The organism is Leucobacter komagatae (genome assembly GCF_000834055.1).
Lineage (GTDB): Bacteria > Actinomycetota > Actinomycetes > Actinomycetales > Microbacteriaceae > Leucobacter > Leucobacter komagatae_A.
This window is the reverse complement of sequence record NZ_JXSQ01000044.1, coordinates 1-14,526: the sequence shown is the minus strand read 5'-3', so window position 1 is coordinate 14,526 and position 14,526 is coordinate 1. Positions and strand designations below refer to the sequence as shown.

The window sequence follows — 14,526 nt, the reverse complement described above, 5'->3', positions numbered from 1 at the left end:
TCCCGACCCCTCTCCCCAACTCCATGTCACTTTGGCCGCGGCGGGGCCGAAATCGACGCGATTTTCTGCCCAAACTGACAAGGAGTTGAGGTCTTTGACGGCCCGGGAATAGTTCTCAGCCTTTCCGGTTATATTTATATGCAAGCGCATGTAAATGTGTGATGCGGGGCAAGCCCCGGCGACCCACACTCGTGCACAACACCGCACCACACCGCACCACACGCAACAACCCCAGGAGCACACAATGGAATTCGGGATCTTCTCCGTCTCCGACGTCACGCGCGACCCCGTGAGCGGAGACACCCCAAGCGAGGCAGCCCGCATCAAGGGCCTCGCCAAGATCGCAACGCACGCCGAGGAGGTGGGCTTCGACGTCTTCGCCATCGGCGAGCACCACAACCCGCCGTTCTTCTCCTCGAGCCCCACGACCTTCCTCGCGCACATCGCGGCGCTCACGAAAACGCTGAAGCTCTCGACGAGCACGACGCTCATCACCACGAACGACCCGGTGCGCATCGCCGAGGAGTACGCGATGCTGCAGCACCTCGCCGACGGTCGCATGGACCTCATGCTCGGCCGCGGCAACACGGCGCCCGTCTACCCGTGGTTCGGCAAGGACATCCGTTCGGCGCTGCCGCTCGCGCTCGAAAACTACAACCTGCTGCACCGCCTGTGGCGCGAGGACGTCGTCGACTACGAGGGCAACTTCCGCACCCCGCTGCAGGGCTTCACCTCGACGCCCCGCCCGCTCGACGATGTGCCGCCCTTCGTCTGGCACGGCTCGATCCGCACGCCGGAGATCGCCGAGCAGGCAGCCTTCCACGGCGACGGCTTCTTCTCGAACCACATCTTCGCCCCGTCGGCACACTCGCTGCGCCTCGTGAACTTCTACCGCCAGCGCTACGAGCACTACGGGCACGGGAAGGCGAAGCAGGCGATCGTCGGCCTCGGCGGCCAGGCGTACGTCGCGAAAAACTCGCAGGACGCGGTGCGCGAGTTCCGCCCCTACTTCAACGAGGCGCCCGTCTACGGCCACGGCCCCTCGATGGAGGACTTCACCAGCCAGACGCCGCTGAGCGTCGGCAGCCCGCAGGAGATTATCGACAAGACGCTCTCGTTCCGCGATACGTTCGGCGACTACCAGCGCCAGATGTTCCTTGTGGATCACGCCGGCCTACCGACCGAGACCGTGCTGAAGCAGCTCGATCTGCTCGGTTCGGAGGTGCTCCCGGTGCTGCGCGCCGAGCTCGCCAAGCTGCGCGACCCCGAGGTGCCTGAGTCACCGTCACACGCTGATCTCATCAAGGCAAAGTACGGTGATGCTGAGCCGCGCCAGCCGCGCCCGAACCCGAACCGTGGCGACAACGTCACGGGCGGGTCGCCCTACCAGGACAGCCCGGCGATCGCCGGCGCAGCGTTCGGGCTCTAGGCAGTGCCCGGTGGGAACCGTCTTGGTTCCCACCGGGGGCGCCCCCGCGGGGCGCGGCGGGACCCGAAGCCCGGCCAAACACCGGGCCAACCGCTAGGCCGACCACCGGGCCCAACACCAGGTCAACGACCGGGCCCAACATGAGATCCAGCACCCGATTCACCACTACATTCATCTCCGAGAAGGGCATGACATGAGCAGCAACAGAACCGACATCCGGCTCGCCATCGAGGCGTGGGAGTCGCTCATGACCGCGCACGCGCGCCTCTCAGGCGACTTTGGGGCGCGGCCCATCTGGGACGAGGCGAGCATGCGCGAGTACGACGTGCTCTACACGCTCGTGAAGCGCGGCGAGGCGATGCGTCTCTGTGATCTGCAGGAGGACGTGCTGCTCAGCCAACCCGCCCTCTCGCGCATGGTGGATCGCCTGGTCTCCCGCGGCCTCCTCGTGCGGAAAGCAGACCCAGAGGATGGCCGAGCCAAACTCGTGGAGCTCAGCGAGGAGGGTGCGCGCGTGCAGCGCGAGGTCGGCCGTGCACACGGGCGTGACATCGGGCAGGCGATGCGCGCCCTCACCCCCGAGGAGCTCCGCGAGCTCCAGCGGCTCAACGAGAAGCTCGTCGCGGCACGTAGCGCGTAGTCGCGCCGCGCCGCCAGGCTTCCTCCGCCTCCCCTCACAGACTTTGTCTCACCCAGAGACCTTTCGAGAAAGCAGCACCATGGCAGACACCAAGCAGCTCGTCATCGTCAACGCCGGCACGAGCGACCCCTCGACCACCCGTCTCCTCGCGGATCGAGCGACGGCCAAGGCCCTCGCCGAGGCGAAGCGTCGCGGCATCGAGATGGAGGCACGCGTGATCGATCTCCGACCGCTCGCCGGCGACATCATGGCGGCGCTCACCACGCAGCTCGTCTCCGCTGAGCTCGAGCGCGCCACCGAGATCCTGCGCGACGCGGACGCCATTATTGCCGCGACGCCCGTCTACAAGGCGGCAGCCAGCGGCCTGTTCACTGCCTTCTTCCAGGCCCTCGACAACGACCTCCTCATCGGCACCCCGGTGCTGCTCGCAGCGACCGCTGGCAGCCCGCGGCACTCGCTCGTCGTCGACGACCAGCTCCGCGGTTTCTTCGCCTACCTGCGCACGGTCACAGCGCCGACGTCGCTCGTGAGCTCCCCGGAAGACTGGAACAGCGGCGAGTTCGGCAAGCGTGTGGATCGCGCCGCCAACGAGCTCATCGCACTCGTCGCTGGCGGGTTCCGGGAGAACGCCCGCGGCGAGGGCTGGGATAGCTACCAGCACTCGTTCGGCAGCGCGGGGGGAACGGAGCTCGGGATCAACCTCGACTCCGACCTCATGCGGCTCGCGGCCGGCGGGAAGTAGCTCGCGGGCGCCGGGGAGTGCCCCGGCGCCTGTCACTCCCCGAGCGCCAGCACCTGGTCGAGCACCAGCTCGAGCGGCTGATCCTGCCGAAACAGCAGCCAGTCCAAGAACGCGCCAGCGAGCGCCCCGAAGAGGGCAGCCCCGGCTGTCTCGGTAATCTGCTCGGCGTCGGCAGCGGTCGCACCGCGCGCCACACGCGCCTCACGGAGCACGTCTCGGTACTGCACGACAACGGAACCCCTGGCCAGTTCGAGGGCTTCGTGCCATGGGCGATCGGTGCGGAACACTTCGGCGGCCATAATGCGTGCGAGGTCGGGGTTTGTGCGCAGCGCTCGGAGCGTCGCCCAGGCAACGGCACGCACGGCGCCGGGCGCTTCCCCCTGCCTTGCCTCGCTGAGGACCGTGCCCAAGCGCTCAAAACCGTCCCGCATGACCCGCTCGAAGATCGCGTCTTTCGAAGCAAAGTTGTAGTAGAGGCTGCCTTTGGCGACGCCCGCTTCTACCGCGATCTCGTCCATTGAGGCACCGCTGATGCCGTGCCTGGCCGCGACGCGGACCGCCGCGTCGGTGATGAGTTGTCGGGTGTTCACGCGAGCCATGGCTCTATCCTCTCGCACATGCCTGGCGCCTCAGTGCTTCCCGATGTGCGCGAGGTGGCGGCCAGTGCCGAGCAGCACGAGCACCGCGGCGAGCACGGCTCCGACACCGAGCCAGTACGGTGCGGCAGCTCCCGCCGTCGCCGCAAGCGGCCCGGCGACTGCTGGCGCGATTGCGCCACCGATAAAGCGCACGCCGGAGTAGGTAGACGATGCGACACTCCGCGGCAGTTCGGTCGCCTCCATCACCGCTTCGGTGAGCGCGGTGTTCATCACGCCGAGGAACAGCCCGCTGACGACGACGATCGCGATGAGCGCCGAGAGTTCCGTCACGAAGCACGCGAGCGCGGCGAGGCTTGCGGCGCACAAAAGCAGCATGGTGAACAGTACCGGGCGCAGCCCGAAACGGCGCGTAAGGATGGGCGCAACTACAACGGAGGTCACGGCGAGCGCGAGCCCCCACCCGAAGAACACGAGTCCGAGTTCGTGGGCGCCGAAGTGTTTCCCGGCTGCGTTCGCGGCCGCCTCTATGGGGTACGGGCTGTATGCGAGGAGCGTGAAGAAGCCAAAGTTGTAGCAGACGGCGACGAGCGCGAGCGCCCGCAGCGACGGGTGCCTGAGGGCGCGGAAGCTCGCGAATGCTCCTGGCCGCTGTGCGCGTGCGGCTGCCAGCTCCGCGGGGGAAAGCTGTGGGGTGCGCAACAGGGCGAGGATCGCGACGAGCGCGATTGCCATGAGCGCTGAGGTGCCGAAGAATGGCCCCCGCCAGGAGAGCTCCCCGAGCATGCCTCCGACGAGTGGGCCGACGGCCATGCCAATGCCGAGGGCCGCCTCGTAGAGCACGACCGCCTGTCTCGCGCCGCCGCTCGCTGCACCGACGATTGCGGCGAGCGCCGTCGAGATGAACAGGGCGTTGCCGAGCCCCCACCCGGCGCGGAGCCCAATGATGGTGTCCACCGAGCCTGCCAACCCGGCGAGTCCCGCAAAGACGACGATGAGTACCAGGCCGGCGATGAGTGTGCGTTTCACTCCGATACGCCCGGATACCCAGCTGGTGAAGAACATCGCGATCCCCGTCACGAAGAGGTAGCTCGTGAAGAGCAGCATCGTCTCGCTCGGTGTCGCGTCGAGCTCGGCACTGATCTTCGTGAGGATCGGGTCGACGAGCCCGATACCCATGAAGGATATTGCACAGGCGAATGCGATGGCCCAGACTGCCGTTGGCTGCCGGAAGATCGAGGGCTGGGGCTTGGAGGTGTTCGTCTGGGTTCCTTTGTTCGGTGCGTGTTGAGTGTTGGGTTCGGGGTTAGATGGCGTCGGCGATTCGGTGCATGAGGGCTGCCGCGCGGGCGAGGGCGTTGGTGTCCGCTTCGCTGAGGGTGGCGAGTTGCGGGGCGATGAGCTCCGCAGCCCCCGCTCGGTACGCTGCGAGGGCGCGCGCGCCTTCGTCCGTGATCCCAACAAGAGATGCCCTCCCGTCTGCTGGGTCAGGGATCCGGCTCACCCACCCCTCTCCCCCGAGGCGTTGGAGCAGGGTGGTCATTGTTGGTTGCGCCACGCGCTGCGCGGTCGCGAGGTCGGTGACCCGCGCCTGCCCGTCTCGCTCCAGGTCGGAGAGCACCCGCCATGCGATCGATGAGTACGTCACTCCGGGAATCTTGCTCGCCGCCCGCGTCAACCGTGCCGCGGATCGCACGAGTTCGAGCGCGAGTTCGCCCGCGCCGCCCGCTGGTGGGGAAACCTGCTGCTTGCCGCTCATGCCGCCAGCATACCAAACTACATAGCACTACTATGCATCGCGCGCGGGAATTTGTGCTCACCCCAAGCGCCGTCGCGTACCATCGCACTATGAGCGAACGCAACGATGCACCGGATCCCGGCCTCCTCATTCGCGCCGACGAACTGCACGCACTCCTCGAAGCGGAGGCGCGCAACCCCGACGGGCCCCGCACGCGTGTCCTTGATGTTCGGTGGACGCTCGCGCAGCCCGCAGGGCATCGCGAGTACCTCGCGGGTCACATCCCGAGCGCGATTTACGTTGATCTCGAATCGGAGCTATCCGACCACGGTCACGCGTCGCTTGGCAGGCACCCGCTCCCGGGAGGCGAGGCGCTCACGCACTCTGCACGGCGCTGGGGGTTGCACCCGGAAGACACCGTGGTCGCATACGACGGCGGGGGAAACATGGCATCCGCCCGACTGTGGTGGGTGCTCCGAGACGCCGGCTTCACACGGGTAAGGCTTCTCGATGGCGCGCTTCCCGCGTGGGTCGACGCCGGCTTCCCGCTCGAGCAGACGGAGCCAAGCCTTGACCCAGGGTCCGTCACCCTCCTGCCAGGCCACTCACCGACGCTCGATCTGGACGACGTCGGGCGCTTCGCCCGCGACCACGTGTTGATCGATGCCCGCGCGCCAGAGCGATTTACGGGCGCAACGGAGCCGATGGACCCCGTCGCAGGGCACATCCCGTGGGCGAAAAATCTGCCCACGGCTGGGAACGTCGATGCGCGCGGCTATTTTCTGCCCGAGGCCGCCCTTCGGGCGCGGTTCGCTGAGGCAACCGCAGCGGGAAAGCATGTTGGCTTCTACTGCGGTTCGGGAATCACCGCGAGTCACGCCCTCTTCGCGTTTGCCCTCGCTGGCGGGGAGGGCACGCTGTTTCCCGGCTCATGGTCGCAGTGGTCGAACCATCCCGAGCTTCCCGTCGCAACGGGAGACGCGCCCTAGCTCTCGAAGCGTTGGCGCGCCTCCCCGCACGCGCCTACGCGAGCCTGCCTGCCGCCCGCGCACGCACAATGACCGTGTCTTCCATGTAGGCGACGGGGAGCTCCTCGAGTGTGAGCACCTCCACCGTCTCGGGGTCTGCGCCCGCCTCGACTGCGCGATCAATCGCCTCACGCCTGACAAGGGAAACGGCGTCTTGCCGCGCCGTCTCACGCAGCGAGAAGACCTGCTCCGCCTGCCCGGCAACGTCACCGAGCGCGGCGCCAACCGCATTCGCCGCCCCTGAGTGTTCGGGGCGGATCACTTCGGACACGCCCGCCAGCGCCTCCGGGGAGATGCGCGCGCCGCCGCCGACGAGCACGATGGGCACGGGAGCTGCGCTCGGCTTCATCTGGTCGATCGCGTCCTCGATGAGCTCACGGATGGCCTGGTCTGCCGCAGTGACGAGCGCGCCATCGAGCCCGGGAGCCTCGCGCCCCGGGATCTCGAGTCGACCGACCGCCATAGCGATATCGGTTGCGGTGAGTGTTGTGCCGCCGAACGCGATGGCCTCGGTCGAGATCCGGTACCCGACGCTGTCCGGGCCGAGCACGACTGGGCCAGCTGCAGCACCAGCACCTCCCCCACGGACGACGGTGCCGCCGCCGAGCCCGACGGACAACACATCTGGCATGCGGAAGTTCGTGCGGATCCCGCCGATATCCGCCGCGTGCGATGACTGGCGCGGGAAACCGTCGACGAGCACACCGATATCGGTCGTTGTGCCCCCGATATCGACGACGAGCGCGTCCCTCACCCCGCTGAGGTGCGAGGCGCCGCGGATCGAGTTCGTTGGGCCACAGCCGATCGTGAATACCGGGTAGCGCAGCGCGAAGTCGAGCCGCATGAGCGTGCCGTCATTTTGCCCGAAGTAGATGTCGGCATCGATTCCGTGCTCGGTGAGCGACCGCGCGAACCCCTCGGCCATGTCGCCGAGCGTGCGGATGAGCGCTGCGTTGAGAATCGTTGCGTTCTCGCGCTCGAGCAATCCGATGGAGCCGATTTCGACGGATCGGGAGACCGGAACACCGAGCACCTGCTCTGCGATTTCTGCCGCCCGCAGCTCGTGCGCGTCAGCTACCGGCGAGAACACTCCGACGACCGCGACGGCATCGACGATGCCGCGCATGCTCTCGGCAGCCTGCCGCACCGCCTGCTCGTCGAGTGCGCTGATCTCGCGGCCGTTGAATTCGTTGCCTCCAGCGACGACGTGGGCTGGGCCGGCGACGGCCGCGCGCAAATCGCTTGGCCACCCTTCGAAGGGGGGCACTGCCGTGGTCGCAGGCCCACCGAGGCGGATCACGCCGACGCGGCCGAGCCCGCGCCGCTCAACGATCGCGTTCGTGCAGTGTGTCGTTCCGAGCATCGCCGCCCGCACCTCGGCGGGTGGGATCGCCGCGGCCTCGAGGACGCGGTCGATCGCCTCGGCGACACCATCTCCCGAGCGTGTTTGCGTCGGGGTCTTGATCGAGGCGATGACACGGCGCTCCGCGTCGAGGACGATCGCGTCGGTGTTCGTTCCGCCGACATCAATTCCAATGCGGTAGCTCACGCGGCCTTCTCCATCCGAGGTGCGGCTTCGGCGGCGAGCGCCTCGACCGGGGTGAACGGCACGTCATAACCAAAGTACGCCGGCCCTGCCGTTTCGATGCCGCGCTCCGTGCGCCACTGCGGGTGGCACGGAAACGCCACCACCGTGACCCGTGCGCCGTAGCGCAGCGTCTCGGTGGTGATGGGGTGCCCCGTCGCCTGATCGAGCACGGCGATGAGGTCTGGGGTGACCGCAGCGACTTCCCCGTCGCGGGTCGCAAGCAGCATCTCGTTCTGGAAGGACAGCTCGAAGCGTGAGCCGCGATCCACCCCGGTCCCAGCGAGTTCCGCCCTGCCGCGGGTGAAGCCACCGTCAACGACGCGTTCGATCTCGGTGACCTTGCCGTCGAACAGCCTGAACCCGCCGAGGCGCGCAAGCATCGCGTCGATCCGCTCGTCGTCTCGCAGCGCCTGGCTACGCAGCATGCCGCCAATCTCCCGCGCCATCGTAAGCGTTCCTGGGATCGCACACTCCTGCACGACTGCGCCAGGGTACGCGTAGTCGATCATCGTCGCCGATCCACCCATCTCGAAGGTGAGCACGCGGGCCAGCCGCTCCGACCACGCACCGTTCACCGGGTACGAGAGCACGGCGTTGCCCTGCGCGTCGACGAGCACGGTCGCCCCCGGCCCGTAGCCTGCGAGGTGAAACGTCACCATCTGCGCTTCGGGGAAGGCCCGCCCCATCGCATCACCGTCGACGATGGGGAGGCCACGCTCCGCAGCCGCGGCGATCGGAATGAGCGAGTTGCCTCCGCCAATCTCGATCGGCATGATCGCCGCCACGGTGCGACCCGTCGCCTGCTCGAGCAGGTCGAGGGCTCGCCCGATCTCCGCGTCTCCCGCGATGCGTTCAATCGAGACCGACGGGGCGCCGATCATTCCGATAGGAACGACGAGCCCTTCCGGGTCGAGGTCGGCAACCTGCAGCACACGCACGTCTCCGTGCAGTCGAATCGCGCGCTTCGCGTGGAGCGAGCCGACGTGTGGATCGCCTCCGCCGCCGGTTCCGAGTACGGCCGCCCCGATCGCGATGTCGTCGATATCCGCCTCGGTGATGGTCGTGAGCTGGGAGTGCGTCACTGTGCACCGCCCAGTGCTCCGGGGGCGGGGCGGAAGAAGGCCGCCGTGTTCGGTTCCCCCGTCTCGGTGACCACCGCCGGCCGCTGCTGCTGCTGCGCTGTCGGCTGCGTGACGGGAGCGGCCTGCGCTGATCCGCGGCGAACGAATCCGATGATGGCGTGGGTGAGGAACGCGGCAAGGATCGCGTCGAGCGCGGGAATCGTGGTGAGGGTGATCAGGCCGACGCCCAGCCCGTCGCCTGGCTGCGTCGTGGCGATGCCAACCGCGCCGCCAACAGCCCACGAGACGAAGGCCCAGCCGTCAACGGCGGGGGTCTGGGTGCTCCCGAGGCGAAGCCTGCTGCGCTTCCTGGTGAAGTACTCGGCGAGATACACGCCACCGTAGGGCGCAATGAACGTGCCCATGAGGGAGATGAAGGGGATGAATGCGCCGTAGATCCCGATGAGCGCTGCGCCGATGGCTACGGCTCCGCCGATGAGCGTGAGTGTCCGCCGGCTCACACGGGTGAACACGACGGAGAGGTTGAGTGCTGCCGAGTAGAGGTTGTTCGTGTTCGTTGTCCACTGGGCGAGGGTGAGCACGATGAGCGCGAGTGCGCCGAGGCCGAGCATGAAGAACATCCGCATGAGGTCTTCCACGCCCATCACCCGCGACAGTACAAGCGCGACGATGACGATGAGCGAGTTCCCGACGAAGAACCCGATGAAGCCTGCGGCCATTGCCTGCTTCGGCGTGCGTGCCCAGCGAGCAATGTCGGGCGACACGATTACACCGAACACGAAGATCCCCATGACGAGCGACACAGCTCCGCCGAAGGAGAACTGGGCGGGAACCTCAGCGAGCAGCTCGCCCGTGCCGAACTTCACGAACGCAAGCACGACGGCGAGCAGCAGCAGCGCGATGAGCAGCGGCACCGCCCAGGAGCTCAGCCGCTGGATCGAGCGGTAACCCCAGAGCGCGGTGAGGATCATGAGCACGCCGCCGATGACGGTGAACACATGAACGGGAACGTCGGCCCCAAACAGCTCGTCGACGGCGATGCGAGCGTTGTCGGCAAAGAATCCCGTCTGCACGCCAAACCAGCCGAGCGATGAGATCGCCATGGCGATCGCAATAACCCTGCCGCCGATGCTTCCGAAAACGGCACGCGAGAGCATCGCGCTTGTGAGACCGGTTGCGGCGCCGACGTAGGTGCACGCCATCGCGAGCAGTCCGAGGAGTACGGAGCCGAGGATCGTGGCGGTCAGCGCCTCGTTAAACGGCAGTCCGTTTCCGAGCTGCACGCCCATGATGGTGCCGGAGAGGTCGATGCCGATGGCGATCCAGATGCCTGCGATGGGGATCCAGTGTTTGCGCTCGCTCGCGGGAACGGTTTCCCGTTCGTAGTCTGAGGGCGCCGGTCTCCGCTTGTCCGTGGCGCTGTGAGCCGCGGCGGATGCTGTCGTGTCGGTCATGAGGTGGTCTCCTGGGCGGCTGCTGGAGTGAGGAAGCGTTCCAGCACCTCCCACGTCTGGGTGGCGTGTACTTCGTACACTGCTGGCGGGTAGTAGGCCTTCTGGAGGAAGATTCCGTCCATGAGCGCGAGGAAGTGGGACGTGAAGGCCTCGGGTGGCACGCTGGTGAGCTGCCCCGTCGCGACACCAGCAAGGTATGCCTCGCTGACGGCGGCCGATAGCTCGGTGTCCCACACCTGAAACGCCTCGGCCATGCCACGCTCCCTCGCCAGGTTGTGGCTGAGGGCAGTGCGCAGGTGAAGTTCGAAAAGCTCGGGCCGGTCCCGGTAGAAGTCGGGTACCCCGAGGAGGATGTGGCGCAGCCGCTCGATCGGTTCCCGGTGCGCGACCTCTGCGATGCGCGCTCGAAAGAACTCGCTGTGATCTGCGATCGAGCGCTCGTACACCTCGGTGTAGAGCTGCTCCTTGTTCGCGAAGTGCGCGTAGATCGACGGGGCCTTGATGCCGACGTCACCCGCGATGTCTTTGAGTGACGTCTCGGAGTAGTCGCCACTCGAGAAGCGCTGCAGAGCTGCCTGCAGGATGCGTGTGCGCGTCATGACCGTACCTAACTAATGGTTGTTAGGTGGATCCTACGGCGATGTTCTTGGGTGCGTCAACCCACGTGTTTGGCGAGATCCGCGCACCACCCAGGGGTACGCCACGCGCGCACCGCGCCCGCGCAACGCCGTCGCGGCAGCACCCGACGCTATCCGAGCAGCACTGTCGCGAGGAACAGGATGGGGATACACCCGACGGTGGTGATGAATACGGTGTCGCGTGCCACGACCTCACCGACCCCAAAGTGCTGCGCATAATTAAAGACGTTTTGGGCCGAGGGCAGCGCCGCGAGCACCACAACGATGAGCACTTCCGCGCTATCGAGACCAAAGACGTACGTCGCGGCAAGCCACGCAAGCGCCGGCATCACGAGGAGTTTCAGCCCACTCGCGAGGAACACCTCGGCCCTGCTCCCCGCCTCACTCAGCACGCGTTGCCCGTGCAGCGAGACCCCAAAGCTGATGAGGAGCACCGGGACGCAGGCGTTGGCGATGAGTTCGATCGGCGCAAAGACCATCGTGGGGAGCGTGATCCCGCTCGCTGAGACCGCTACGCCGAGCGCCGAACCAATAATGATGGGATTGGTAAGTGCGCGCCCGATAGAGGATAAGCGGAAGGGGCCTCCGGCGGTGACCTCGAGGATGGACAGCGTCACGGGGGTGAGCACGAGCAGCTGGAACAGCACGACTGGCGCCGGATAGGCCGCGCTCCCGAGAATATAGAGGGAGAGCGGAATACCAATGTTGTTCGCGTTCACCTGACCGGCAGCGAGCGCCCCAATGAGGGCTTCGCCTGCCGGCCTGCGCCAGATGAACCTCGCCACGGCCGCGTAGACGCCAATCACCGCGAGCGCTGCCGAGGCAGACACCGGGAGCAACGAGGAGAACAGCACGCTGACCTCTGCCTGGGCCAGCACGGTGAAGAGCAGGGCAGGAGACAGCACCCAGAACACGAGCGTGCTGAGCACGCCGCGGGCGTGCGCGTCGAGGGCGCCGGTGCGTCCGAGTATCCAGCCGATGAAGATGGCGAACCCGACGACGACGAAGCCAGTCAGCGCGTCAAGCAACTTTGCCTCTCTCGGGTGAGCGTTCTCCGGCCAGTTTACTCCCGCAGCCAGGCTGCGAAAAAGCGGAGCTTCGGCATCCGAGGGGTGCGGCGTACCGCGGTCGGCAGCACAGCAGCGGCAGGTGCGTCGTTGCGCCTGCCGCCACTGTCGGGCGCTGGTTAGCCGCCGAAGACGCCGAGCTTGCCGTAGTGCGCGGCAAGCAGGTAGTAGACCGTGAGTCGCTGCTTGTGACCTGGCACCTGGTCGCCGACGGCGGCGATCGCCTCGTCGATCGCGGCATCGGACGCAGCGACGCCGAGCTTGCCCTTGACGAAGCTCTCGCGTACGCGTGCGAGTTCGGCCGGGTCGCTGTATGAGACGAGGCGCGCATCAGCGTTGGTGAGCGCGAGCGCGTAGGTCTTCTCCATTTCGGCGACGACGGCGTCGCTCGCGTTCGGGGCATACTTCTGAATGTCTTCGAGAGCGCTCATAAGAACGAATCCTTCCCTGGAAAGCTATACCCCGTCTTTGGGGTTCCTGTCCCATTCTTGCGCGGCTCACGGAAAAGATACAGAGGCGAACGCAAGAGGGGCCCGGTTTCTGAAAACCGAGCCCCTCCAACACCTGAATTAACTACCGGTGTAGTAGCTATCCGCGACGTCCAGAGCCGCATCAATGATGTCGAGGCCCCGCACGAGGTCCTCCTCGCTGATGACGAGCGGCGGCGCAATCTGCAGCCGGTTGCCTGCGGCAAACGGCCAGAGGCCCGCGGCCTTGCACGCGGCGACGACCGCGTTGAACGGAGCTGCTGCCTCGCCCGCGGCGTTGAACGGCACGAGCGGCTCGTGGGTCTCCCGATCCACGACGAGCTCGAGCGCCCAGAACAGCCCGGTGCCGCGGTACTCGCCGACCGATTTGTGCTTTTCAGCGAACTCGCGCAGCCGCGGCTCGACGACGCGCGCGCCGAGGTCGCGGACGCGCTCGAGGATGCCCTCTGCTTCGAAGATGTCGAAGGTGGCAACGCCGGCGGCGCACGCGAGCGGGTGACCCGAGTAGGTGAGCCCGCCTGGGAACGGGCGATCCACGAATGCGTTGTGGATCTCCTCGCTGATCACGACACCGCCGAGCGGTACGTACCCCGAGTTGACACCCTTCGCGAAGGTCACGAGGTCGGGCTTCACGTCGAACGCCTGGTAGGCGAACCACTCGCCGGTGCGGCCGAAGCCGACCATGACCTCGTCACAGATGAGGAGGATCCCGTACTTGTCGCACAGCGCCCGGACGCCAGGCAGGTAGCCGGGCGGCGGCACGAGCACACCGTTGGTGCCGGTGACGGTCTCGAGCACGATCGCAGCGATCGTGCTCGCACCCTCGAGCTGAATCTGCTGCTCGAGGTGCGCGAGCGCCCGCTCGGTCTCTTCCTCCGGCGTGGTCGCCCAGAAGGCGCTGCGGTAGACGAAGGGTCCGAAGAAGTGCACGACCTCGCCGTCGATGACGTCGTTCGCCCAGCGACGCGGTTCACCGGTCATGGTGATCGCGGTGCCGGTCGACCCGTGGTACGAGCGGTAGCGCGAGAGGATCTTGCGCTTCCCGCTCGACTGCCGCGCGAGGCGCACCGCGTACTCGATCGCCTCGGCGCCGCCGTTCGTGAAGAACACCGAGCGGGCACCCTCGAAGGAGTGCTCGACGATGCGCTTGGCGAGCTCGCCGCGCACGTCATTCGCCATCGCGGGCTGGATCGTCGCGAGCCGGCCGGCCTGCTCCTGGATCGCCTTCACGAGGCCGGGGTGCTGGTGCCCGAGGTTCAGGTTCACGAGCTGCGACGAGAAGTCGAGAAACTCGTTGCCGTCGTAGTCCCAGAAGGTTGCACCCTCGCCCTTGGCGATCGGCAGCGGGTTGATCGCGCCCTGCGCCGACCACGAGTGGAAGACGTAGCCGCGGTCGTTCTGGCGCACCTCGCGCTGGGCGTCGGTGTCGCCGAAGCTCTGCTCGGCACCGTTGAGGTCGATGTAGTCAGCCATGTTCGTAATGCTCCTTTGCTCTTGCAGTGAGGTTAGCTGTTGCTGGGGAAGCCGAGGTCAACCTTCGACGGCTCAGCGTTCGGCCAGCGGGTCGTCACGACCTTCGAGCGGGTGTAGAAGTGGATCGACTCCGGGCCGTAAATGTGGGAATCACCAAACAGCGAATCCTTCCACCCACCAAAGGAGAACGAACCGACGGGCACCGGGATCGGCACGTTGATGCCGACCATTCCGGCCTCAACCTCGAACTCGAACTGGCGCGCGACGCCACCGTCGCGGGTAAAGATCGCGGTGCCGTTACCGAACTGGTGGTCGTTGATGAGCTGCAGCCCATCCTCGTAGCTGTCGACGCGGACAACCGCGAGCACAGGCCCGAAGATCTCGTCACGGTACACCTTGCTGCTCGTCTGCACGTGATCGATGAGCGAGACACCCGTGAAGAAGCCGCCGCCCGCGAACTCTGCCTCACGCCCATCAACGACGACCGTTGCACCCTCCGCTGCGGCTCCCGCGACGTAGGACTCGACGCGATCCTTCGCATCCTGCGTGATGAGCGGGCCCAT

General features: G+C 66.7%; 15 protein-coding genes. 4 read left to right on the top strand and 11 right to left on the bottom strand.

Translation table 11 applies throughout. The features are described from left to right. Positions 1 to 244 precede the first annotated feature (244 nt). From SD72_RS16055 to SD72_RS16045, 3 genes are all read left to right on the top strand, one after another. Positions 245 to 1,429 (top strand): CE1758 family FMN-dependent luciferase-like monooxygenase, encoded by a 1,185-nt coding sequence (locus tag SD72_RS16055; protein ID WP_042545478.1) that lies wholly within the window; start codon positions 245 to 247, stop codon positions 1,427 to 1,429. 193 nt (positions 1,430 to 1,622) lie between these two features. Further along, a complete protein-coding gene (locus SD72_RS16050; RefSeq protein ID WP_042545477.1) occupies positions 1,623 to 2,069 on the top strand; it encodes a MarR family winged helix-turn-helix transcriptional regulator in 447 nt (148 codons plus the stop codon). 79 nt (positions 2,070 to 2,148) lie between these two features. Continuing rightward, positions 2,149 to 2,811 carry a CE1759 family FMN reductase gene (locus SD72_RS16045; protein WP_042545476.1) on the top strand — a complete coding sequence of 221 codons (663 nt, stop codon included), beginning with the start codon at positions 2,149 to 2,151 and terminating at the stop codon, positions 2,809 to 2,811. A 32-nt stretch (positions 2,812 to 2,843) separates the two neighbouring features. Here SD72_RS16045 and SD72_RS16040 read toward each other — a convergent pair whose 3' ends face one another. From SD72_RS16040 to SD72_RS16030, 3 genes are all read right to left on the bottom strand, one after another. Next, on the bottom strand, positions 2,844 to 3,410 hold the full coding sequence (locus SD72_RS16040) for a TetR/AcrR family transcriptional regulator (RefSeq protein WP_042545475.1): 567 nt from the start codon (positions 3,408 to 3,410) through the stop codon (positions 2,844 to 2,846). A gap of 30 nt (positions 3,411 to 3,440) precedes the next feature. Beyond that, the gene (locus SD72_RS16035; RefSeq protein ID WP_084767290.1) at positions 3,441 to 4,613 is read right to left on the bottom strand and encodes an MFS transporter; all 1,173 of its coding nucleotides are present in this window, start codon (positions 4,611 to 4,613) and stop codon (positions 3,441 to 3,443) included. 100 nt (positions 4,614 to 4,713) lie between these two features. Beyond that, positions 4,714 to 5,166: a MarR family winged helix-turn-helix transcriptional regulator gene (locus SD72_RS16030; RefSeq protein WP_042545474.1), complete on the bottom strand. Its 453-nt coding sequence runs from the start codon at positions 5,164 to 5,166 to the stop codon at positions 4,714 to 4,716. A gap of 89 nt (positions 5,167 to 5,255) precedes the next feature. Between SD72_RS16030 and SD72_RS16025 the strand changes: the two genes are divergently transcribed. Next, positions 5,256 to 6,134, top strand: coding sequence for a sulfurtransferase (locus SD72_RS16025; protein WP_042545481.1), 879 nt, complete (start codon positions 5,256 to 5,258; stop codon positions 6,132 to 6,134). Positions 6,135 to 6,168: 34 nt separating this feature from the next. Here the strand turns inward: SD72_RS16025 and SD72_RS16020 are convergent, their stop codons facing one another. The 8 genes from SD72_RS16020 to SD72_RS15985 form a co-directional block, all read right to left on the bottom strand. Then, positions 6,169 to 7,722 (bottom strand): hydantoinase/oxoprolinase N-terminal domain-containing protein, encoded by a 1,554-nt coding sequence (locus SD72_RS16020; RefSeq protein ID WP_042545473.1) that lies wholly within the window; start codon positions 7,720 to 7,722, stop codon positions 6,169 to 6,171. After that, complete coding sequence (locus SD72_RS16015) at positions 7,719 to 8,843, bottom strand: DUF917 domain-containing protein (RefSeq protein WP_042545472.1); 1,125 nt, start codon at positions 8,841 to 8,843, stop codon at positions 7,719 to 7,721. Before SD72_RS16015 ends, SD72_RS16020 begins: the two co-directional genes overlap by 4 nt. Then, positions 8,840 to 10,297, bottom strand: a complete 1,458-nt coding sequence (locus SD72_RS16010; RefSeq protein ID WP_084767289.1) for a cytosine permease — start codon at positions 10,295 to 10,297, stop codon at positions 8,840 to 8,842. Before SD72_RS16010 ends, SD72_RS16015 begins: the two co-directional genes overlap by 4 nt. Next, entirely contained in the window at positions 10,294 to 10,896 is a 603-nt protein-coding gene (locus SD72_RS17170) for a TetR/AcrR family transcriptional regulator (protein ID WP_052492770.1), read from the bottom strand. Before SD72_RS17170 ends, SD72_RS16010 begins: the two co-directional genes overlap by 4 nt. Positions 10,897 to 11,045: 149 nt before the next feature. Then, positions 11,046 to 11,963 (bottom strand): AEC family transporter, encoded by a 918-nt coding sequence (locus tag SD72_RS16000; protein ID WP_042545471.1) that lies wholly within the window; start codon positions 11,961 to 11,963, stop codon positions 11,046 to 11,048. A 158-nt stretch (positions 11,964 to 12,121) separates the two neighbouring features. Then, complete coding sequence (locus tag SD72_RS15995) at positions 12,122 to 12,433, bottom strand: DUF2853 family protein (protein ID WP_042545470.1); 312 nt, start codon at positions 12,431 to 12,433, stop codon at positions 12,122 to 12,124. Between the two features lie 138 nt (positions 12,434 to 12,571). Further along, entirely contained in the window at positions 12,572 to 13,963 is a 1,392-nt protein-coding gene (locus SD72_RS15990; RefSeq protein WP_157000645.1) for an aspartate aminotransferase family protein, read from the bottom strand. 32 nt (positions 13,964 to 13,995) lie between these two features. Then, positions 13,996 to 14,526 (bottom strand): aldehyde dehydrogenase family protein (locus SD72_RS15985; protein WP_042545468.1); only part of this gene is annotated, 531 nt, incomplete at its 5' end.